The sequence below is a fragment of the Microvirga calopogonii genome (assembly GCF_003347665.1).
Classification (GTDB): Bacteria; Pseudomonadota; Alphaproteobacteria; order Rhizobiales; family Beijerinckiaceae; genus Microvirga; species Microvirga calopogonii.
The window spans coordinates 366,617-388,547 of record NZ_QDGA01000002.1 but is presented as its reverse complement, the minus strand read 5'-3'; the positions used below and the strand labels follow the sequence as shown (position 1 = coordinate 388,547).

14 protein-coding genes and 1 pseudogene are annotated in these 21,931 nt (G+C 62.3%); 9 read left to right on the top strand and 6 right to left on the bottom strand.

Annotated features, from left to right (window positions below; translation table 11 throughout):
• Window positions 1-1,972, bottom strand: a 1,972-nt coding sequence (locus tag DDF70_RS04330) for a DNA translocase FtsK (protein WP_162820213.1), incomplete at its 3' end; no start/stop codon positions are given.
• Between the two features lie 155 nt (window positions 1,973-2,127).
• Here DDF70_RS04330 and DDF70_RS04325 point away from each other — a divergent pair.
• Genes DDF70_RS04325 through DDF70_RS04315 form a run of 3 tightly spaced genes read left to right on the top strand, consistent with a single transcriptional unit; the run spans window position 2,128 to window position 4,097 of the window.
• Window positions 2,128-2,508, top strand: a complete 381-nt coding sequence (locus DDF70_RS04325; RefSeq protein WP_114943614.1) for a DUF2946 family protein — start codon at window positions 2,128-2,130, stop codon at window positions 2,506-2,508.
• 39 nt (window positions 2,509-2,547) lie between these two features.
• Entirely contained in the window at window positions 2,548-3,480 is a 933-nt protein-coding gene (locus DDF70_RS04320; RefSeq protein ID WP_114943613.1) for a DUF1775 domain-containing protein, read from the top strand.
• A 14-nt stretch (window positions 3,481-3,494) separates the two neighbouring features.
• Window positions 3,495-4,097 carry an SCO family protein gene (locus tag DDF70_RS04315; protein ID WP_114943612.1) on the top strand — a complete coding sequence of 201 codons (603 nt, stop codon included), beginning with the start codon at window positions 3,495-3,497 and terminating at the stop codon, window positions 4,095-4,097.
• A gap of 174 nt (window positions 4,098-4,271) precedes the next feature.
• Here DDF70_RS04315 and DDF70_RS04310 read toward each other — a convergent pair whose 3' ends face one another.
• The 3 genes from DDF70_RS04310 to tesB all read right to left on the bottom strand — a co-directional run bounded on the left by DDF70_RS04310 (window position 4,272) and on the right by tesB (window position 7,058).
• Complete coding sequence (locus DDF70_RS04310; RefSeq protein WP_114943611.1) at window positions 4,272-5,615, bottom strand: ammonium transporter; 1,344 nt, start codon at window positions 5,613-5,615, stop codon at window positions 4,272-4,274.
• Between the two features lie 35 nt (window positions 5,616-5,650).
• Complete coding sequence (locus DDF70_RS04305; protein WP_036355072.1) at window positions 5,651-5,989, bottom strand: P-II family nitrogen regulator; 339 nt, start codon at window positions 5,987-5,989, stop codon at window positions 5,651-5,653.
• A gap of 208 nt (window positions 5,990-6,197) precedes the next feature.
• The gene (tesB, locus tag DDF70_RS04300; protein ID WP_114943610.1) at window positions 6,198-7,058 is read right to left on the bottom strand and encodes an acyl-CoA thioesterase II; all 861 of its coding nucleotides are present in this window, start codon (window positions 7,056-7,058) and stop codon (window positions 6,198-6,200) included.
• A gap of 190 nt (window positions 7,059-7,248) precedes the next feature.
• Here tesB and DDF70_RS04295 point away from each other — a divergent pair, with 190 nt between their 5' ends.
• Both DDF70_RS04295 and DDF70_RS04290 read left to right on the top strand, forming a co-directional pair.
• On the top strand, window positions 7,249-8,514 hold the full coding sequence (locus DDF70_RS04295; protein ID WP_114943609.1) for a ubiquinone biosynthesis hydroxylase: 1,266 nt from the start codon (window positions 7,249-7,251) through the stop codon (window positions 8,512-8,514).
• A gap of 104 nt (window positions 8,515-8,618) precedes the next feature.
• Window positions 8,619-10,847, top strand: a complete 2,229-nt coding sequence (locus tag DDF70_RS04290) for a calcium-binding protein (RefSeq protein ID WP_114943608.1) — start codon at window positions 8,619-8,621, stop codon at window positions 10,845-10,847.
• Window positions 10,848-10,916: 69 nt separating this feature from the next.
• Here DDF70_RS04290 and ppa read toward each other — a convergent pair whose 3' ends face one another.
• Window positions 10,917-11,450 carry an inorganic diphosphatase gene (ppa, locus tag DDF70_RS04285; RefSeq protein WP_009490622.1) on the bottom strand — a complete coding sequence of 178 codons (534 nt, stop codon included), beginning with the start codon at window positions 11,448-11,450 and terminating at the stop codon, window positions 10,917-10,919.
• A gap of 343 nt (window positions 11,451-11,793) precedes the next feature.
• Window positions 11,794-12,300 (bottom strand): GNAT family N-acetyltransferase, encoded by a 507-nt coding sequence (locus DDF70_RS04280; protein WP_114943607.1) that lies wholly within the window; start codon window positions 12,298-12,300, stop codon window positions 11,794-11,796.
• A gap of 1,530 nt (window positions 12,301-13,830) precedes the next feature.
• Here DDF70_RS04280 and DDF70_RS36390 point away from each other — a divergent pair.
• From DDF70_RS36390 to DDF70_RS37820, 4 genes and pseudogenes are all read left to right on the top strand, one after another.
• Entirely contained in the window at window positions 13,831-15,375 is a 1,545-nt protein-coding gene (locus tag DDF70_RS36390) for a calcium-binding protein (protein ID WP_162820212.1), read from the top strand.
• Window positions 15,376-15,444: pseudogene (locus tag DDF70_RS39145) on the top strand (hypothetical protein); the annotation flags it as partial.
• A gap of 15 nt (window positions 15,445-15,459) precedes the next feature.
• On the top strand, window positions 15,460-18,897 hold the full coding sequence (locus DDF70_RS04265) for a cadherin domain-containing protein (RefSeq protein WP_114943605.1): 3,438 nt from the start codon (window positions 15,460-15,462) through the stop codon (window positions 18,895-18,897).
• A 173-nt stretch (window positions 18,898-19,070) separates the two neighbouring features.
• On the top strand, window positions 19,071-21,917 hold the full coding sequence (locus DDF70_RS37820; protein WP_114943604.1) for a hypothetical protein: 2,847 nt from the start codon (window positions 19,071-19,073) through the stop codon (window positions 21,915-21,917).
• The last annotated feature ends 14 nt before the right edge of the window (window positions 21,918-21,931 follow it).

Below are 21,931 nucleotides of genomic sequence, written 5' to 3'. Positions count from 1 at the left end.
CCTTGCCGGCCACCATCATCAGGTCGGCCATCTCGTCGACGATCACCACGATGTAGGGCAAGGCGTCGAGATCCATCACCTCGTCCTCGTAGACCGCCTCGCCGGTCTCGCGGTCGAAGCCGGTCTGCACCGTGCGGGTGATGGTCTCGCCGCGGGCTTTCGCCTCGACCACGCGGGCGTTGAAGCCGTCGATGTTGCGCACCCCGAGCTTCGACATCTTGCGGTAGCGGTCCTCCATCTCGCGCACCGCCCATTTGAGCGCCACGACCGCCTTCTTCGGGTCGGTCACCACCGGGGTGAGCAGGTGCGGGATGCCGTCGTAGACCGAGAGCTCGAGCATCTTGGGGTCGACCATGATCAGCCGGCACTCGGCCGGCGAGAGCCGGTAGACCAGCGACAGGATCATGGTGTTGATCGCCACCGACTTGCCCGAGCCGGTGGTGCCGGCGACGAGCAGGTGCGGCATGCGGGCGAGGTCGGCGATCACCGGCTCGCCGCCGATGGTCTTGCCCAGGCACAGCGCGAGCTTCTGCTTCGAGGTCTCGAAGTCCTGGGAGGCGAGCAGCTCGCGCAGGTACACGGTCTCGCGCTTGTGGTTGGGCAGCTCGATGCCGATGGCGTTGCGGCCCTGGACCACGGCCACGCGCGCCGAGACCGCGCTCATCGAGCGCGCGATGTCGTCGGCGAGCGAGATCACCCGCGACGACTTCGTCCCAGGCGCAGGCTCAAGCTCATACAGGGTGACAACCGGGCCGGGATTGACCTTCGTGATGGCGCCGCGGACGCCGAAATCCTCCAGCGTCCCCTCCAGAAGGGCGGCGTTCTGTTCCAGGGCCTCGGCCGAGATCGTGGGCGCAGCGGGCCGTTTCGGCTCGGCGAGCAGGTTGAGCTGCGGCAGCTGGTAATGTTCTTCGTCCAATAGGGAGGGCTGCGCCTCCCGGGCCATGCGTTTGCCGGGCTTGGGCGCAGAATGCGCCGGCCCGACGCGCGCCGGCTCGGGCCGCGCGGCCGGACGGGGCGAGGGCGGGGTGATACCGTCGTCATCCCAGCTGGCCTCATCCTCGTCATGCATCGGCATGGAAGCGGGCGCGGGCCTCTGGCGCGCTGGGGCGCCGTCGAGAACCGGCTCGCGCCGCAGGGCGGGCTGGCGGGAGGGCCGCTTCGGCCGTGCGGGGACCTCCTCATCGTATTCGTCTTCCGGGGCGGCGCGGCGGCTTTCCTTCCAGCGCCGTGCCGTCGCGCGCAGGCTCATGACGCCGTGAGCCAGGGCCCCCAGGGACACGATTCCCCAGCCCGGCTCATCGTGGCTGATTTCCTCCGCCTCGTCCCAATCCTGGATCTTGCGCCGCCTGAGGGGCTGCGGCTCCTCGATCTCCTCCGGCTCCTCGTGGTGACGCTCCTCGTCCGGCCCGAGGCCGCAGGCCGCCGTGAGGCTGAAGATCGCGACGCCCGCGAACAGGAAGCCCAGGACCGCGCTGGCCGAGCCGCTGGAGAGGCCCGTGATGGCCTTCGCCCCGGCGAGGATCGCATCGCCGACCACGCCGCCAAGGCCCGTCGGCAGCGGCCAGCTCTGGGTTGGAGGCATGGCGCTGGCCAGAGCGGTGGCGGCGCCCGCGCCGATGACCCAAAGAGCCAGGCGCAGTTGCAGGCGGCCGAGATCGCCCGACTTCATGAGGCGCCAGCCCCAGAGCGCCAGGGGCAACACGGCCGCGATGGCGCCTAGTCCCAGGAGCTGCATCAACAGATCCGCCACGATGGCGCCGGGCCAGCCGAGAAGATTGCGGACCGGCAGGTCGGTGGCGTTGTTGAGGCTCGGATCGTCCACCGACCAGGTGGCGAGCGCCACCGCCACCGCACCGGCGACGGCGATCAGGCACAGGCCCGTCAGCTCCTGCGCCCGGCGGGCGAGGAAGGCCCGGAAAGCGCTGAAGAGGCCATCATAGGCGGAAGAAGAACGGCGGGCCGTACGCATCAAACCACTCTAAAAATCCATAGGACGGGACAATCTCGCCAGGATGCTAGAGAAGCCGGGTTAAGGGTCCTTTAACCGTAAGTGCATCGGACGGAGAAAGTGGCCCGGGTGATCCGCTGTTGACGTTCCCCCTTGAAAGGACGAGTGTCCCGGCCATGACGCGCAGGGCTCCCCGAACCGGTTGGACACACACCGCCATCGTGGCGGTGATGGCCTATGCGTTCGTCCTGCAGGCCCTGCTTCTCTCGGTCAGCGGAGCGTTCCACACGGCAGCGGCGGCTGAGGCGCAGGAGATCATCTGTCTTCAGGACGGATCCACTGCGCCGGACCATGGGCCCAAGAAGGCGCACCAGAATTTCTGCTGCACGCTCGGCTGCCATGGCGCCGGCATGGCCGGGCCGGTTCCGGCCACGGCCGTTCCCGAGCAGATCGCGCCCGCGGCCGCCGCAGACGAGCGGCCCGCCGAACTGCCGGATCTGCGGCTCACCTCCAACGTCCTGCCCCTGGGATCGCGCGCGCCGCCGCGCCTCGGCTGATCCGCACCAGCCGATTTCCCAGTACTCAAGGACAATTCCATGACTTCGTCACGCTTTGGCGCGCTCGCCGCCGCCCTCATGCTTTCCTCGCCCGCCTTCGCCCACGTCACTTTCGAGAACGGCCAGACGGCGCCGAACTCCACCTACAAGGCGGTCTTACGCATTCCCCATGGTTGCGACGGCAAGGCGACCCTCAAGGTGCGCGTCCGTATTCCCGAGGGAATCGTGGCTGTTAAGCCCATGCCGAAGGCCGGCTGGAAGCTGGAGACCACCAAGGGCTCCTACGTAAAGGCCTATCAGGTCAACGGGGAGGCGGTGTCGGAGGGCGTCACGGATATCGTCTGGACGGGCTCCCTCGATGACGCCTTTTACGACGAGTTCGTGTTCCAGGCCCGCTTCACCGATGCCTATCAGCCCGGCGCGACGGTCTATTTCCCCATCGTGCAGGAATGCGACGGGGCGACCGCGGAATGGACCCAGGTGCCAACCGCGGGCGAGGATCCGCACAGCCTGAAATCGCCGGCGCCCGGCGTGCGGATCGCAGGCGTCGCCACTGCTCCGCAGGCCGTGAAGGCCGGCACGCTCAGCCTCGAACAGCCCTGGTCGCGGGCGACCCCGGGGGGAGCCAAGGTCGGCGGCGGCTACGTGCGCATCACCAACACGGGCGCGACGCCCGATCGGCTGATCGGCGGCTCGTTCCCGCTCGCCTCCAAGGTCGAGGTGCATGAGATGCGTCTCGACGGCGATGTCATGCGCATGAAGCCGGTCGAGGGCGGGCTCGAGATCAAACCCGGCGCCACGGTCGAGTTGAAGCCGGGCGGGCTCCATCTCATGTTCATGGACCTGAAGGAGCCGCTGAAAGACGGCCAGACGGTCAAGGGCACGCTCGTGTTCGAGAAGGCGGGCTCCGTCGAGGTGGAATACGCGGTGCGCGGCATGGGCGGCGAGGCTCCCGCCGAGCACAAGCACTAGCGCGGAGACGATCGATGAACCTCAAACGCCTCCTCGTGCCGCTCGTCGTCTTCACGGCCGGCCTCCTGGTGCTGGTGGTGACGGCGGGCCTGCTCCTGTTCCCGTCCGGGCAGCAGCAGAGTGCCGGCAAAGTGCCCATCGGCGGCCCGTTCCGGCTCACCAGCCATGACGGAAAGCCGTTCACCGAAGACAACCTGAAAGGCAAGCCCTTCGTGGTCTTCTTCGGCTTCACCCATTGCCCGGAAGTCTGCCCGACCACGCTCTACGATCTCACCCAGGACATGACGGCCCTGGGCAAAGACGCCGACAGGCTGCAGGCTGTCTTCATTACCGTGGATCCGGCCCGCGACACCCCGGAGCTGATGAAGACCTATCTCTCCTCCTTCGACCCGCGCATCGTCGGCCTGTCGGGAACCGAGGAGGAGATCGCCGCGGCGGCGCGCGCCTACAAGATCTATTACCGCAAGGTGCCGACGGAGGGTCAGGACTACACCATGGACCACTCGGCAACCCTGTTCCTGATGGACAGCAAGGGCGAGTTCTACGGCACGTCCAACTTCCAGGAGCCCGAGGAAACGCGGCGGGCGAAGCTGCGGCAGTTGATCAAGAACGGGTGAAATTTCACCGATGTCATTCCGGGGCCGCGAAGCGGAACCCGGAATGACGGTTGAGGACAAACAAGAAAAGCCCCGGACCGAAAGGCCGGGGCTTTTCCTTTGAGCCTCTGGAAGGCTTCTTTGCCGCAGCGCCTGAGATGGGTCTCGACTCTCTCGGGCGCTGCGGAGTTTGGCTTAGTAGTTGTAGGCGCGCTCGCCGTGGTCCGCGAGGTCGAGGCCTTCGCGCTCCTGATCCTGCGTGACGCGCAGGCCGACGATCAGGTCGGTGATCTTGTAGAGCACCACGGAGCCGATGCCGGTCCAGGCCAGGGTGATCACCACGGCGATAAACTGGGTCCAGACCTGGCCGCCGATCGAGTACTCGCCGACGCCGTAGCCGCCGAGCGACGGAGCCGCCACGATGCCGGTGCCGATGGCACCGATGATGCCGCCGACGCCATGGATGCCGAAGACGTCGAGGGCGTCGTCATAACCCAGCGCGTTCTTCACGCCGGTGACGGCGAAGTAGCAGACCGCGCCGGCCACGAGACCGAGCACGATGGAGCCCATGGGACCGGACAATCCTGCGGCCGGCGTGATGGCCACGAGGCCGGCGACCGCGCCCGAGGCGATGCCGAGCAGCGAGGCCTTGCCCTTGCCGAGGGCTTCCACGGTCATCCAGGCCAGGCCGGCAGCGGCCGGAGCCAGGATGGTGTTGATGAGCGCGAGAGCGGCGCCGCCCGTGGCCTCCAGGTTGGAGCCGGCGTTGAAGCCGAACCAGCCGACCCACAGAAGGCAGGCGCCGACGAAGGTGAGAGTCAGCGAGTGCGGGGCGAGCAGGTCACGGCCATAGCCGATGCGCTTGCCGATCAGCAGGGCGCCGACGAGGCCGGCCACGCCGGAGTTGATGTGAACGACCGTGCCGCCCGCGAAGTCGAGGGCGCCGAGGCCGAAGAGGTAGCCTTCCGAGAACCACACCATGTGGGCGATCGGGAGATACACGAAGGTCAGCCACAGGCCCGTGAAGAGCATCACGGCCGAGAACTTGATGCGCTCGGCGAAGGCGCCGACGATCAGGGCCGGCGTGATGGCCGCGAAGGTGAGCTGGAACGCGATGAAGGTGAATTCCGGAATCGCCACGCCCTTGGTGAAGGTGTCGGCGGTGGAATCCGTGGTCACGCCGGCGAGAAACGCCTTGGAGAAGCCGCCGATGAAGGCGCCGATGCCCTCGCCGCCGGACGTGAAGGCGAGCGAGTAGCCATAGAACACCCACAGGATGGCGACCAAGCTGAACACGGAAAAGACCTGCATCAGCACGGACAGCATGTTCTTCGTGCGCACGAGGCCGCCGTAGAACAGGGCAAGGCCGGGAATCGTCATCAGGATCACGAGGATCGTCGAGACGAGCATCCAGGTGGTGTCACCCTTGTTGACCGTGGGAGCCGCAGCGGCAGCGTCCTGCGCCAAGGCGGGATCGACGAGCGCGAGACCTAATCCTAGCGCACCGAGCGCCGGCAGGAGGAATGGACGGAACTTCATCGGATTCAAACTCCGGTATTATTGAATGAATGGAATCAAAGGGCGTCGATGTCGGTCTCGCCCGTGCGGATGCGGACGGCCTTCTCGAGCGAGGTGACGAAGATCTTGCCGTCGCCGATCTGGCCCGTACGCGCGGCCGCCGTGATCGCATCGATCACCTGGTTCACCAGCTCGCTCGCCACGGCCACTTCGATCTTCAGCTTCGGCAGGAAGCTCACGGCGTACTCGGCGCCGCGATAGATCTCGGTATGACCCTTCTGCCGTCCGTAGCCCTTCACCTCAGTCACGGTGAGGCCGTGCACGCCGAGAGCGGTGAGCGCGTCGCGCACCTCTTCCAGCTTGAACGGCTTGATGACCGCCATCACGATTTTCATGGGTTAGGCCCCCTTTTGAGACGTCCGCCCGACAGCCCGGGCAGCGGTTTCCAACGTCAACCCGGCCTCGTGGACGGGTGTCGGGGGCATTTAGGCAAGAAGCATGCCAAGCTTTGTCCAGCATGCGCAAAGGGCCTCTGCCTCTTTGCTAGGCAGCCGAAGCTGGGCTATAAAACAGCCTTTCTGATGAAATTTTAGGCAGAGCTTGTCAGGTCCGCCGCTCGCGGATGAGTCCTTCCTGAGCAACGGATGCCACCAGCGTCCCGTCCTGCTTAAAAATGAGTCCGCGCGAGAATCCGCGGGCACCGCCGGCGCTCGGCGTATCCTGCGCGTAGAGCAGCCACTCGTCCGCCCTGAACGGACGGTGGAACCACATGGCGTGATCCAGGCTCGCAGGCTGTATGTTGGGGTCGAACACTGTCCGGCCGTGGGGAAAGAGGGACGTGTCGAGAAGCGTCATGTCTGAGGCATAGGCTAGGACGCATTGATGGATGGCCGGATCGTCGGGCAGGCGGCCGAGGGTCTTGATCCAGACATGGAAGCGCGGCTCGCCCGGATCGCGGGAGGTGTAGCGGTTGATCTCCACGGGACGGATCTCGAGCGGGCGCTCGCGTTCGTAATAAGTGCGCATCGGTTCCGGCATCTGCAGGAGAAGCCGGCCTTTCACGTCCTCCTCGCTCGGGAGTTCGTCGGGGCCCGGCACCTTCGGCATCTCGGCCTGATGCTCGAATCCCTCCTCGTCGCGGTGGAACGAGGCCGACATGGCGAAGATCGCCTGTCCGTGCTGGATCGCCAGGACCCGGCGCGTGGTGAAGCTCTTGCCGTCGCGGATGCGTTCCACCTCGTAGATGATCGGGATCTTCGGATCGCCCGGCAGCATGAAATAGCAATGGAGCGAATGGGGCGAGCGTCCGTCCACCGTGCGGGTCGCGGCGACCAGCGCCTGCCCGATCACCTGCCCGCCGAACACGCGCTGCCATCCGCTCTTCGGGCTCTGGCCGCGAAACAGGTTCACCTCGAGCTGTTCGAGGTCGAGAATGGAGAGAAGGTCGGTGACGGCGCGGGACATGGATTCAAGATCCTTCGATCGGCAACAATCATCCATCGATGAGCGCTTCGGGAACGTCAAGCTTGACGCTGGTCAATGATTGACGGACACCCACCTATAACGTTCGGAGCTGGAGAGTTTCCCGGGCGGATGCACTTTCGGACCACGAGAGTGTTTCCCTCACCGGACAAGCCCTTGAGGAGCAAGAGTCATGAGCGCAACGACCGGGATCGAGCGACCTCGCATCGTCATTGCAGGTGGTGGGCTCGCCGGATTGTCCCTGGCGTTGGCGCTGAAGGAGGCGCTCGGCGACGGAGTCGACGTGGTCATGTGCGATCCGGCGCTCAAGCGCGACCCGCACGGGGACAAGCGTTCCTATGCCATTGCCGCCGCGGCGCGGCGGATGCTGGCGGCGCTCGGGACCTGGGACCAGGTCGTCGACAAGGCTCAGCCGATCCTCGACATGGTGATCACCGACAGCCGCCTGCATGATCCGGTGCGGCCGACCTTCCTCACCTTCGCGGGCGAGGTGGATGGCAACGAGCCCTTCGCGCACATGATCACGGCGGGCGACCTGACCGCCGCCCTGCTGGAGGCCTGCCGTGAGGCCGGGGCCGATCTCAGGGCCGAGGGCGTGAAGGGCTTTGCCGTGCATGGCGCCCATACGGAGATTTCCCTAACGAACGGGGAGAGCCTGCAGGCTTCGCTGCTCGTCGCCGCCGACGGCGCGCGCTCGCGTCTGCGGGAGCAGGCGGGCATCGGCTGGATCTCATGGCCCTACAACCAGTCCGGCATCGTGGCGACCATCGCCCATGAACGCGATCACGAGGGCAGGGCCGTCGAGCATTTCCTGCCCTCCGGCCCCTTCGCGATCCTGCCGCTCAAGGCGGAACGCCAAGCCGACGGATCTTACAGCCACCGCTCCTCCATCGTCTGGACCGAGCGCGCCGAAAACGTGCCGGCCCTCCTGGATTCGCCTCCGGACGACCTGCTTGCCGAACTCGAGCGCCGCTTCGGGCTGCAGCTTGGAAAGCTTAGCTTCGAAACCAAGCCGCAAGCTTTTCCCCTGTCCTTCGGCGTGGCCCGCTCCTTCGTCGGCGAGCGGCTGGCGCTCCTCGGCGATGCGGCCCATGTGATCCACCCGATTGCCGGCCAGGGTCTCAATCTCGGCCTGCACGATGCGGCGGCCCTGGCCGAGATCATCACCGACGCCCTGCGCCTCGGCATGGATCCCGGCGCGGCCGACGTGCTCGACCAGTACGAACGGGCACGGCGCGCCGACATCACCGCGATGGGCCTGATGACGGATGGTCTCAACCGCCTGTTCTCGAACGACGTCCTGACCGTCCGCCTGATCCGTGACTTAGGCCTCGGTCTCGTCGACCGGATGCCGGGCCTGAAGCGCTTCTTCATCCGCGAGGCGGCCGGCCTGCGCAGCGGCGAGGCGCCGCGGCTGTTGAGGGGGGAGGGGCTTTAAATCCCTTTACGGCAAAAGCCTTTAGGATGACAAAGAAGCCGCTTTCGTAACGGTACATAATAACGTATAAGGCCCTCATATTGGTTCTCACTGAGGGTTCACCCATGTCTGAAATCTATAAGGCTATTCTCCAGAGCAGTGATCTTACGGCAGGGGTCGACTCGAGCATCCAGTACAAGCATCTGACAGCCGATACGGGAACGACTTTTGTCGGGTTCAGCATATCCGACACCACGACGGATGCGGGCGGGATCAAAGCAACCGCCACCCAACGCATCCTCGTGGCCTACGAGATTAACCTGAACGTAAAACTGAATGCGATCGAGTTCTCCGGCGCTGACAACACCGTTTACAACGAGGGAAAGATCACATCGGCAACGGGAACCGGTCTGCGCTTTCTCGGAACGGGAACCCACACGGTCAACAACGTCTTGAGAGGAAGCCTTCCGACACCATCGAACAATACAGGAAATGTGCTCGGTGGCAGCATCGTCGGCGCCGTCGGAATTGATCTGACCCGGACGGACACGACCTTTACCAGCCGGCTGGACCTGTTCAACTCGGGTGTCATCGAAGCTTCTTCCGGCTCAGTGATCATCGGCGGCAGCGGTGACGACCGGGTCGTCAATGTCGGCTTGTTCCGGACAACTGCCGCCAACGGTTCGCTCCTTATCGACCTGAAGAACGGCAAGAACTTTTACGACGGCGCAGCCGGCAGCTATCTGTCTGCTCCAAACACAACCTTGAGCGTCACGATCAAGGGAGGAACAGGGGAGGACACTTTTTTCGGGGGTGAAAGCGGCGAAACCTTCGTGGCCGGTACCGGCACAAACATCATTCACGGCGGCAACGATAGCGGTACTAGCCAGAAAGATACGGTCGATTACGCATGGGCGGCGGCGGCGGTCAGTGTAAGCTTGGAGCGCACCTACTCGCAATGGACCGGCGTGTCGTCCGATCTTCTGGTCAATATCGAGAATCTCACCGGCAGCGACTTCAATGACATTCTCACCGGCAATGACAAACCCAATGTGCTCAGGGGCGGGGCTGGTAACGATACGCTTGAGGGCGGCTACGAAGATGATGTCCTGAACGGCGGCAGTGATGAGAATGAGGCCAACACAGCGCGCTATACGGGTAGCTTGGCCGTCACAGTCGATTTAACGGTTCAAGGCGCCCAGAATACAGGCTACGGCTCCGATACGCTGATCAACATCCGCAACGTTGAGACCAGTGGAGGGGCGGATAAGCTGAGTGGCGATGCCAAGGACAACCTTCTCAAGAGTGGAGCTGGAAACGACTCCCTTAAAGGCGGAGCGGGTAACGATACCCTTCAGGGTGAAGCTGGCGCCGATACACTCAACGGCGGAGCGGGCAACGACACGCTGGACGGGGGCTCCGGCGAGGATACGGCGGAATTCTCCGGCAACCGCGCCAACTATACCTGGAACCTGGAGTCGGACGGCCGATACAAGATCACCGACAACACAGGCCAGGATGGTATCGATTATCTCAAGGACATTCGCATCCTGAAATTCGCCGATACCAAGGTTGCGCTGTCCAACGCTGCGCCGTCTGCCATCTTTCTCTCGATTTCCAGCGTTTCTGAATCCGCTACACCCAGCAAGGTCGCGGATATCTACGGTTCCGATTCCGATGGGGACACGCTGACTTACGCCCTCGTCGACAGCGCCGGCGGCCTGTTTTCGATCACCGATGACGAACTCATCCTCAACCGTCCGCTCGACTACGAGGTGGCGAAGCAGCATGTCATCTCCATCAAGGTCACGGACCCCTATGGCGGCGAGTTCACCAAAGCCATCACACTTAGCGTCCGGAACGTGACCGAAACGACCCCGCTCGTTCTGAACGGAACCAAGAGCGCCGACACATTGTCGGGCGAATCCGGCAACGACCGTCTCTCAGGCTTCGCGGGCAACGACTCTCTCTATGGGAGCAACGGCGACGACACCCTCATCGGCGGCGCAGGAATCGACGTCATGTTCGGCGGCGCAGGCAAGGACGCATTCGTGTTCGACACCAAGCCCAACGTGAAGACGAATGTCGAGTATCTCTTCGACTTCAACGTTGTGGACGACACGATCCACCTGAAGCTGTCCGCCTTCAAGGGCATCGGCAAGAAGGGCACGTTGTCGAAGGCAGCGTTCTGGACCGGCGACAAGGTGCACGATTCGAACGATCATATTCTCTACAACAAGAAGACCGGCGCGCTCTTCTTCGACCCTGACGGCACCGGCACCAAGCCGGCGCTGCAGATCGCGAGCCTGCCCAAGAACCTCAAGCTGACGCACAAGGACTTCCTCATCATCTGACGGGAGCCTGACGTCAAACGACAAAGGCCGGGCTTTTGCCCGGCCTTTTCTTTGAATATCACCAGGTCTTCAACCCTGCTTCTTCGCCCGCTCGATCGCCTCGACGATCAGGCGGCGGGCCTCTTCAGCATCGCCCCAGCGGATGATCTTGGCCCATTTGCCGGGCTCCAGATCCTTGTAGTGCTCGAAGAAGTGCTCGATCTGCTTGATGGTGATCTCGGGCAGGTCCGTATAGGTCGCCACCCGGTCATAGCGCTGGGTCAGCTTGCTCGACGGAACGGCGATGATCTTCTCGTCCTGGCCCCCGTCGTCCTCCATCACGAGAACGCCCACGGGGCGCACGTTCATGACGGCGCCCGGCGCAATGGCGCGCGTGTTGGCGACGAGCACGTCGCAAGGATCGCCGTCGCCCGAGAGGGTATGGGGGATGAAGCCGTAATTGCCCGGATACCGCATGGAGGTGTAGAGGAAGCGGTCGACGAAGAGTGCACCGGATTCCTTGTCCATCTCGTACTTGATGGGCTCGCCGCCGAGCGGCACTTCGATCACGACGTTCACGTCGTCCGGCGGGTTCTTTCCAATCTTGATCGCGTCAAGGCGCATAGAGCTGTTCTCCGGAACAAGGCTTGAAGCATCGTCCCGGGCGGGCCTCCTCCCGATGGGGAGATGGGCCGTCACGCCGGACGATGCGGCAAAAGCTCGTCTTGAGAGCGGCTTGAACCTTTTAGGCCGAAAGGCCGCTTTCTGAAGCTTGGACGCCTCACTAGAGCATCGGGCCCAAAAGTGGAAGGCACTTTTGGGTTCGATCCGGTGCTCATGACCTGAGCCAGCCCCTTGAGGTCAAAAGGCGAACCCGTTTTTCGGCGCCGTCGGGCGCACCGCTCGGCAGCAAGCCGGATAGCAGGGGAACCGAAAACAATGTTTCAGTCCGATTGCGGTGATGCCCTCAGCGGAAGAGATAGGCGACCTTGGCGAGCGGCGTTCCGCCGATCCGCTCCTCGACCCGCGCGATCGTCCGCCCGCCCATGCCCGCGTAGAACGCGCAGGCGCGCTCGTTGTCTTCGAGCGCCCAGACGGCGATCCTGTCCATCTTCTGCGCCTTGAGGTCGTTGCGCACGGCGTTGAACAGGCGCCGCCCGAAGCCGACGCCTTGGTATTCCGGCAGCAGATAGAGCTCGTCGATCTCTCCGTTCGCCGGCAGCGACCGGTCGCGGCAGCGGCCGTAGGAAGCATAGCCGACGGCCCCCTGGCCCATGTCCAGCACGACCAGCGGACGCCCGCGCGACACCGTGGAACGCCACCAGCGCGGGCTGCGCCGGGAGAACATCTTGTCCAGGGTCACCCCGGGAATGATGCCGAGATAAGCCTCCCGCCAGGCAGCATCGAAGACACGCGAAAGCGCCTGGGCATCCTCAGGTCTAGCGTGACGGATACTGACGAGAAGGTCGCTCATGGCTTTGGCAAAAAGATCGAGAGAAGCAACGGCATCAGTCTCTGCGGGTAAGGGTTAACGGCGCCTTAACGAAATGGGAAGACCGACGGTGAAAGCGTGGCTTTTTAAGCAAAATTCGGGCGCCGGGGACAGGCCAAAACGACGCAAGGCGGTGCTCCGGCCCATGAAGTTTTCAAGGCTACAATCCTAAATTGCGGGCAATGAGACAGTTTGGGACGAAGCAGACGAAACCTTTCAGCACCAACTGAAACAATGTAATATTGCGCACATCGTGAATCGGGCGGCTGAGCTATGCCTGCAGCCAAAACAGGATTTTAGAAGGAGGTTACCGTGGCGGCACCTGAAGCTTGGGGTGGAGAGTTTTCTTACGGCACCGCATCGCGAGAAAACGATGGTTGGGGTTTCATGAGTTATCTAGGTCAGATGTCCGCGACCGTTCTGAAAGACGGTCGAACCGTTCTGACCTGGACAGATCCTGCAAGCAACACAGTCAAAGCTCAGATCCGCAACGTCGACGGAACGCCGAGCGGGAATGTGTTCACGGTTAATATCGTCCCAGCAAGCGAGCAGACCAAGCCCGATATTGTTACACTCTCGAACGGGAATTTCGCGATCGCCTACCGATCGGATTTCCAGCAAGGATCGTCCGGAATCTACGTTGCAACCTATGACCCATCCGGTCATTCTCTGACTAACTTCCCCATTCGTACCTTGCCAACGTCAGACCCTTCACCACCGCGGATGGCGGCCTTGGCGAATGGGGACTATGTGGTTGTGATACCCGGCGACGAGGACTCAAACGCCACAACCTACGAAGGCCTCAATTACCTTTACGTCCGAAATACCCCGAACGGCCAAGTGGTACAGCCGAGATGGGAGTACGGTGGTGACGATCTTGAGCCGTTAGGCGTCGTGACGCTTAGCAATGGAAACTTCGTAACTCTGATTAACCATGAGGGGAACGACCTCGGGCATCCGGAAAAAGACTGGGTGGCATTTGAAATTCGGGACAGCAGCGGAGCCATTGCGGTCACGAGGACTAAAATTCCCAACGTTGACGCCCGGACGTCGCACTCCTCGCCGTCAAGTACAATTGTTGATCTCGGAAACAACTATTTTGGCGTTGTTTACACTGAGTCCGCCAGTAACCAACCTACATCCCTCAAGCTGAAAATATATTCAGGAATCACAGGCCTAGTGATCACCGGAGGGGATGGGATCGTACTAGCTACAGGCATCGATAGATATGATGCTTTGAACACCAGGGCAGTCCCCGGTGGTCTGATCTTTGCTTACGAATGGGGAAACTCTCCGCTTGGCGGCACAGCAAAGTACTTGGGCGTCTTCAAACTGTCCAATATGAGCGTTGAGGTCACCGAGGTTCTGCACGGCCCCTCACATTGGTACCAAGCAGTTCCGGTTCAGCTCGATGACGGTCGCTATGTGATTCATTGGTTGGACGCAGGCGGCGTAAGCAACTTCAATATCAAAGCTCAAATTTTCGACCCCCGCACCGAGGCTGTCACTTGGGTGAACACAGGAGGCGCCAAGCAGTTTGGCGGAACCAAATACGGGGACGATCTGACCGGTGGGGTCGAGAACGATACGCTCTACGGTTATGATGGCCACGACATCCTGAGGGGCGGCAACGGGGCAGATGTGCTCAAGGGTGGCATCGGCAACGACCTGCTCGAAGGGGGAGCCGACGCGGACGAACTCGACGGTGGGGACGGCACCGGGGATATTGCCGTCTATTTCGCCAATACCGTGAATGATGCCGTGGATGTCGATCTCCAAGGGGCCCTCGACGGAACCGGCATCGGTACCCGCGGCATGGCGGCTGGCGACAGGCTCAAGAACATCGAAGGCCTCATCGGGACGCGATACGGCGACACGCTGGCCGGGGACGGCAACAGCAACGTCCTCTATGGAGCCGACATCGAAGCCAGCGGCCCGAACGACAATGATCACCTGTATGGTCGTGGCGGCGCGGATGGCCTCTTCGGCTATGCCGGCAATGACATCCTCGACGGTGGAGAGGGCGCCGACGTGCTCGACGGCGGTGAGGGCCGGGACACGGCGGACTACACTTCGTCACCCGACGCGGTCGAGATCGATCTGTCGCAAGCAACGGTGATAGCCAGGGGCGGCGATGCCCAGGGCGACGTGCTGAAGAGCATCGAAGCTCTCGTCGGGTCCCGTTTCAACGACACCCTGACCGGCGGTGCCGGCGAGAACCATCTCTACGGCGGCATCGGCAACGACACGCTGATCGGCGGCGTGGAGGATTCGCTATGGGGCGGCGTGGGCAACGACAGGCTCGTGAACGGCCACGTGATCTTCGAGGGATCTCTCGGGCGCAACATCGATCTGGCCACCGGCACGGCGACGAACGCCGAGGAAACCGACACGCTGGTGAATGTGGTCTACGTCACCGGCGGCGACGGCAATGACACGATCACGGGCGTGAGCGGGACGAACAACGTCTCGGGCATCAACGATACGCTCCAGGGTGGCGCGGGTTTCGATCACTTCATTGCCAGCTACGGGAATGATAGTATCGACGGTGGAGCGGACGGCGGCGAGATCACCTACTTCTTCGTCTCCGCCTCCGGGGTCAACCTCGACCTGCAGCACGGTCGCGCGACCAAGTTCAACGGCCAGCAGGACACGCTGACTAACATCTGGCACGCCTGGGGATCGCGAGCCGACGACATCATCACGGGCGACGACGACCACGGAAATATCCTGTTCGGGCTGGACGGACACGACACGATCGACGGCGGCATCGGCAACGACACCCTGTGGGGCGGAGACGGCGGCGACACGCTGATCGGCGTCTCGACGATTGCCGGCTCGGATGTCGACGAGCTTCATGGCGAGCAGGGCAACGACTCCATCGTGGGCGGCGCCGAGGACGTGCTCTACGGGGGCGCGGGGGACGATACCCTCGAGGGCGGACATGTGGTGTTCGAGGGACCCGGCCGGACGATCAATCTCAAGACCAATATTTCAACCGTCACCAATCCTCAGGGCGTGACCTACGAAACGGACGTTCTGCGGAACGTCCGTTAGATCACGGCCGGAGACGAACGGGACACCATCGTCGGAAGCGATGGTAACGACTCGGTCGAAGCCGGCGGCGGCTTCGACCTGTTCATGGGCTCGACCGGCAACGACACTCTCGACGGTGGCGCTGGTTACGCTGCCGCTGATTATGGAGCATTGGGTGCCGGGATCACCTTCGATCTGGTGCTCGGCCAGGTATTCAAGCCGGGTAGCCAGAAGGATCTGGTCTCCCGTATCGCCGATGCCTATGGGACCGGCTTCGGCGATGTGTTCTATGGAGACGACCTCGCCGGCGGCAACGTCTTCGACGGACGGGCGGGCAACGACATCATCTATGGCTTCGCCGGCAACGACAAGCTCTACGGCGGGGACAACAGCGACCAGCTCTACGGGGGCGCCAACAACGACACCCTCGACGGCGGCGCGGGCGCCGACCGGATGGTGGGCGGGACCGGCGACGACGTCTACTACATCGACGATCTGAATGACGTGGTGGTGGAGGCCGCGGGCGAGGGCACCGACACAGTCGTCATCCGGGTGCGCGGCTACGACCAATCGCGGCTTCAGAACATCGAAAACATCCAAGACATGTTCAACCAACCTCCCTCGCTCCCCAGCTTCGAGGGCGGCGCTGTTTCCGTGACCATTCAGGAGAACCTCGGTGGCGCCTTCAAGCTTTTCGCCACGGACGACACGACACCTCTGTCCAGCCTGACATTCGATTTCGACAGAAGCGTCACCGACAGCGATGCCGGTGGGCGGTTCAGAATCTTGAAGTCCGGCAACCTGAGCTATCTCGAACTCTTCGGTACTCTTGACTACGAGAGCGTGCCGAAAAACGCTCAGGGAGAGGCGTTCTACACGGTCTACGTCAAGGTGAAGGACGGATCGGGAGCCGAGAGCGCAACGCAAGCCTTGACGGTCAAGATTGACGATGCGGATGAGGCTGCGAGAGATTTGATCTTCTCGGACCTTCAAACGATCAGGGTGGGGCAGACGAATGCGAACGTCGTCAAGGCCCAATGGGATAACGACCCCGACACCAAGGCCGCATTCCAGGTGAACAAGTATGGGTTCCTGGTCGACGGACTGGTGATGACGGACGATGGGGGCTTCACCATCAATGAGGATACCGGCCAGATCAGCACGAACGGCAGCTTCGGCAGCGAAGGAGCCGGCCCGCGGCTCCTTCAGGTTGTCACGTATGTGATGACGAACGGGACCAGGCACACGGACATTCGCTATAAGGAGAATTACACGGTCGACATCAAGGCTCCGGTCATCTCGATCTCGACCGAAACTGCCTCCGTAGTCGAGAGAAATAATTCGGATTTTGTGGAATACACTTTCATCGCGACCCGAAATGGAACAGGCGGTCCGGCGACCGTAAGCTGGTCGATTGCGGGAACCGACATCGACGCGAGTGACTTCACGTCCCTTAGCGGAACCTTCGATTTCGCAGCCGACGAGACGAGTACGACCTTTACGGTCCGGGTGCGCGGTGACAAGCTCGTCGAAGCCAACGAGACCTTCACGGTCACGCTGGTCAGCGCAACGTACGGCACGATCAGCACCACGAACGGCAGCGTGACCGGCGTGATCGTGAACGACGATCACGCGCCGACGCTGACGGTCACGGCGGGGCAGGAATCCAAGATCGGGGTGGTCGGAAGCACGGTCGCCGAGGCGTTGAAGGCGGTTGAGGTTGGTGATGGTGACGACGACCCGCTTACGGTGACGATCTCGTTTGCCACTGGGCACGGGTCTCTCACCTTTGATGCGTCCGGGAGCGGCGTGAATGTCTCGGTCATCGGGACCGACGCCGCCCGATATACGCTCCAAGGATCGGCAACGAACCTCAATGCCTTCATCGACACGATCGGGTTCAATGTAACCGGAATCGGGCAGACCGAATTCTCGTTCACCGTCAGCGACGGAACCAACACGACGAACTTCGCGAACGTGATTTCGGTGGTGGGCTACGACGCCTCGAACCTGCCCCCGCCCGTTCCGTCGGGCACCTTCACGGTTCACGAGAGCAAGAGCGGCGTGATCCACGAATTCGCGCTGGTGGACAACGCTCAGGAGAATACGACCGTCCTCTACAGCTTCGTGGATCATTTGGAGGATAACGTCAGGATCAGCGCGGACGGGCGGTTCGAGATCGACGGCAACCAGCTCAAGGTTCGCAATGCCTCGGTCCCAGGCGACTATACCGACACCTATCGGATCGTCGCGTCCGACGGCCCCAACTCGGTCACCGGCTATGTCAGCATCACGGTGAAGAACAACGTCGGCCCGACGATCACCCAGGTCAAGGAATCCGAACACGGCACGGCGGGAGCCAACGGCGTCATCCTGGTCCGGGAAGATGCGGGCGTCGGCGTGGTCGCGCGGGTCAGTGCCTCCGATCCGGACGCGGCCCTGGACGGACGCGCGCTCACCTACTCGCTGGAGGACACGCACAATGGGTTGTTCTCGATCGACGCCGCCGGCGTGATCCGGATCTCGAATGCGAGCCGGCTGCCGGTCGACCTCGACACTGAGTATCAGCTGAAGGTTCAAGTCTCCGACGGCAGCACCGAGGATATGGCAACCCGGACGGTCACGGTCAAAGTGACGGATGTCCCGGCCGGCAACCCGAACCACGCACCGACGGACATTGTCTTTGCTGGCTCTGCCGCGGAATATGCCGCGCGGGAGACGTTGGTCGGCACGCTAAGCGCCGTGGACGACGGCGTCGGCGGGGCTGGACTGGAATACACCCTGCTCGACAATGCCGGCGGCCGGGTCAAGCTCGTCAACGGCAACCAGATCGTGGTCGACAACGGCTTCCTGCTCGATGCCGAGCAGGAAGCCTCGCACAGGTTCAAGGTGCAGGTGAAGGATGCCAGCGGCGCCACCTATGTAGAGGAGCTCACCTTCGGCGTCCGGGACGTGAACCCCGAGGTCACGGCCGGCTCGGTTGCCAACGATGTGTTCCGTGGCGGCGCGCTGAACGACTCGCTGTCAGGCAATGCCGGCGACGACCGCCTGTTCGGCGGAGCGGGCAAGGACACGCTCAAGGGCGAGGCCGGCAACGACACGATCGGGGGCGGCGAGGGACTGGACGCGCTCTACGGCGGCAAGGGCGCGGCGAACAAGGACGCATTCGTGTTCGACACAGCGCTCACCAGCAAGAGCGTGGCGAACAAGAACAAGGACGTGATCTACGATTTCGGGCCGAAATACGACTCGATCTACCTCGACGATGCGGCGTTCACGAACAAGACCATCGCCAAGTACCTCAAGGGGAAAGGGGCCAGCCTCGACACACCTTTCAAGCTGAAGAGCAGCTTCCTGCGCGTCGGCGACAAGGCGCTCGACAAGGACGACTTCATCATCGCCAAGAAGGTGAAACCGACCGAGTACAAGCTGTACTGGGACGTGGACGGTTCCGGTGCGAAGGCCATGCTCGAGATCGGCACCGTGAAGCTTCAGAAAGGCGAGGGCACAACCCTCACCTACAAGGACTTCTTCTTCATCTGAACGACAAAGGAGCGGTTCCCGGGAACCGCTCCTTTGTCACGTGCGACCCGCACATCCCATGTGTCTTCTCGCGGCCGCACGACGTCCAGCCGGATGCTGCACAGATGAATCGCCCTCGACAACAGGAGCAAGTTCAGTTTATGTAATATAATTACAATAAATAGGCCGTTGGCATGACCTCCAAAGCTGGCACAACCCACTCCGCCCTCACGAGCCCGGGTAACGACACCATCGTCATCACGGCCAGCGAGCTCGATTTCAGGCTCACATTGGATGGCGGCGAGGGCACGGATACCCTCCAGCTGAATGGAGGGGGGACCTTCGATCTCAATATTCCTGGTACCTTCTCGTCGATCGAGATCGTCAAACGCTCCGCCGCCGACGATCGGATCCTGATTTGGGACGATTATTGGTACACTCACCCGTTGGAGAGTATCTCCGCCATCGAGGGCGGTGGCGGCAATGACACTCTTTCCCTCTATGGGTGGGATATCGATCTCCGCGGCAAGACGATTACCGGTTTCGCCGAAATCGAGCTGGCGGAACTCGGGGGCATCGAGGTCACGCTCAATGACCGGGATCTGGCGTTCCAGCTGACGGGCTACTGGAGCGAATCCGATCACCTGATCTTCGAGGGCGGGACCTTCGATGAGGCGGAGCGGAAGGCCTTGTTCGACAAGGGCGTAGACACGGTCACGGATGCGAGCGGTCTCACCTATTATGCAGCTCCTCCGGTTCTGTCGAATCTCGATGAAGAGATCATCCTCACCGCCGGTCAGATCGGCCAGCCTGTCCGGCTTGACGTCGGCGCCGACGCGGTCGTGACCGATGGCGACGACGCGGCCATCGCCAGCTTATACGTTGCTCATGGTATACTGGCGAATGGAGAGGCGGTGTACATCGCGCAGACCGCGCGGGTTTTTCTGTCGGATGGCATGAATGTCGGCAGCCGGATCTTTGTCGGACCGGAAGACGACCGCGTCGAGATCGGCAGCATCGCTCCTCATAACGAATACGGCTTCGATATCGCTTTCAACGGGAACGCGACCCATGCAAGGGTGGAAGAACTGCTCCACGCCTTAGAATACAGCAACGCGTCGACCGATCCATCTCTGACGCTTCAACGCAACCTCTATATTTATCTCAGCGACAAGGGCGGCCGGACCTCCATGCCGTCCATTTCCATTGCGATCGCTCCCGAAGGCGTGAAGGTGCTGACCTCCGGTGTCGATCAAATGGACGGCACGGCCGGGGATGATGTTTTTGCCGCGACGACAACCACCTTGAGCGATGGCGATGTGATCCATGGCGGTAATGGAACCGACACTCTCAAGGCATTGAGCGGTTCGGTTCCCGGTGCCGTTTTCGACCTCACCAAGCTTGCCGCATTCAGCGGTGTCGAGATCATCCGGTTGAGCGACACGTCCGGCGAGGTGCTGCGCACGAACGCCCAGCGCCTGAATGGGGTGACGAGCATCGACGGCGGAGCGGGCAGTGACGATGGGCTGACGCTTGTCGGATCGTCGTTCGACCTGACCGGAAAAACCATCACCGGCATCGAGAGGATCGAGCTGGCCGACCGAGCCGTTTCGATCACGGTCGACAGCAAGGAGGTCGCGGCTCTCGTCCAAGCCGACTATTACGGCTCCGCCAGCCTGACGCTTGCGGGAGGCACCTTTACGAGAGCCGAGCGCAAGCTTCTGTTCGAGCACAACATTAAGACAATTACCGATACATCCGGCACCTACACCAACGAAGCGCCTCGGGTGGAAGGCCTCGACGGCGACAGGATCCTCATCACTGCCGGGATGAAGGTCTTCGTGGATGTAGGCCGGAATGCAGCTGTCTCGGACGATTACGAAGCCCTCGCAGCGCTTGAAATCAGCGTCCAGGGCGGGGGCTCGAGCGGGCAAGGAGTCGCGGATCGGCTCGGGGTCGATACATCGGGACCGATTTCGCTCTCTGACGGAATGAACGAGGGGAGTGAAATCTTTCTCGGGCAGGAGTCGATCGGGGCAATCGTCACCTCTTCCGCAAGTTCTCTCAGAATCAATTTCAGCAGCCCTGTGGCGGTCGCTCATGTACAGGAGCTCGTTCGCGCCATTACGTACACCTATGACCGGCCCGCCGGCCCGTCGCTGGGCCAGAGAGAGATCTCACTTCTTCTCTGGGACACCGCCGGCAAGGCGACCAGTTCGATGGTTCATCTCAGTGAGAATCTAGCGCCGTCGCAGCTCGATCTGTCTCAGAACCTCACCGATGAGATGGCCGCGGCGGGAACGGTGGTGGGCTCGTTGCGGGCAACGGATGCCAATCCGGGCGATACCTTCACATATCGGCTGCTGGATGATGCCGGTGGCCGTTTTGCTCTTCGCGGCGATCAGCTCGTGGTGGCCGACGGCACCAAGCTCGATTTCGAGCAGGCAGGCTCCCACAATGTCAAGGTAAGGGTTACGGACAAGGGCGGCTTGAGCTTCGACAAGAGCCTCACGATCAATATTCGAAACGTGGAACCTGAATCCGTCCTCGGGACATCGGGCGACGATCATTTCGTCGGCGGCCTGAAGAACGATTTCCTGGCAGGTGGCGCCGGCGATGACGCACTTTCGGGCGGCGCAGGAAACGACCGATTGTCGGGCGGATTGGGCGCGGACATTCTGACCGGCGGAACCGGCAAGGATACCTTCGTGTTCGACAGTGCGGTCGCCAAGAAGAAGAACGCCAATATCGATACGATCGGCGATTTCAGCGCCAAGGACGATGCCTTCTGGCTCGACAACGCGATCTATAAGGGATTGGGCAGGAAAGGCTCGATCACGACGCCCATCAAGCTGTCGGATGGCGCGTTCTTCAAGGGCGAAGCCGCCCATGATGCATCCGATCGCATCATCGTCAGCAAGAGGACCGGCAAGATCTATTACGATGCCGACGGCACCGGCTCGCAGGCGAAGATCCACATCGCCACGGTCACGAAGGCTGCCGTCAAGGCCATGAGCGATGGCGACTTCTTCGTGATCTGATCTCGAAGAAAAAA

Excerpts from the sequence above, each read along its gene's own strand:
- DDF70_RS04325 (WP_114943614.1), top strand. The coding sequence starts at position 2,128 with ATGACGCGCAGGGCTCCCCGAACCGGTTGGACACACACCGCCATCGTG.
- DDF70_RS04320 (WP_114943613.1), top strand. The coding sequence starts at position 2,548 with ATGACTTCGTCACGCTTTGGCGCGCTCGCCGCCGCCCTCATGCTTTCC.
- DDF70_RS04315 (WP_114943612.1), top strand. The coding sequence starts at position 3,495 with ATGAACCTCAAACGCCTCCTCGTGCCGCTCGTCGTCTTCACGGCCGGC.
- DDF70_RS04310 (WP_114943611.1), bottom strand. The coding sequence starts at position 5,615 with ATGAAGTTCCGTCCATTCCTCCTGCCGGCGCTCGGTGCGCTAGGATTA.
- DDF70_RS04305 (WP_036355072.1), bottom strand. The coding sequence starts at position 5,989 with ATGAAAATCGTGATGGCGGTCATCAAGCCGTTCAAGCTGGAAGAGGTG.
- tesB (WP_114943610.1), bottom strand. The coding sequence starts at position 7,058 with ATGTCCCGCGCCGTCACCGACCTTCTCTCCATTCTCGACCTCGAACAG.
- DDF70_RS04295 (WP_114943609.1), top strand. The coding sequence starts at position 7,249 with ATGAGCGCAACGACCGGGATCGAGCGACCTCGCATCGTCATTGCAGGT.
- DDF70_RS04290 (WP_114943608.1), top strand. The coding sequence starts at position 8,619 with ATGTCTGAAATCTATAAGGCTATTCTCCAGAGCAGTGATCTTACGGCA.
- ppa (WP_009490622.1), bottom strand. The coding sequence starts at position 11,450 with ATGCGCCTTGACGCGATCAAGATTGGAAAGAACCCGCCGGACGACGTG.
- DDF70_RS04280 (WP_114943607.1), bottom strand. The coding sequence starts at position 12,300 with ATGAGCGACCTTCTCGTCAGTATCCGTCACGCTAGACCTGAGGATGCC.
- DDF70_RS04265 (WP_114943605.1), top strand. The coding sequence starts at position 15,460 with ATGGGCTCGACCGGCAACGACACTCTCGACGGTGGCGCTGGTTACGCT.
- DDF70_RS37820 (WP_114943604.1), top strand. The coding sequence starts at position 19,071 with ATGACCTCCAAAGCTGGCACAACCCACTCCGCCCTCACGAGCCCGGGT.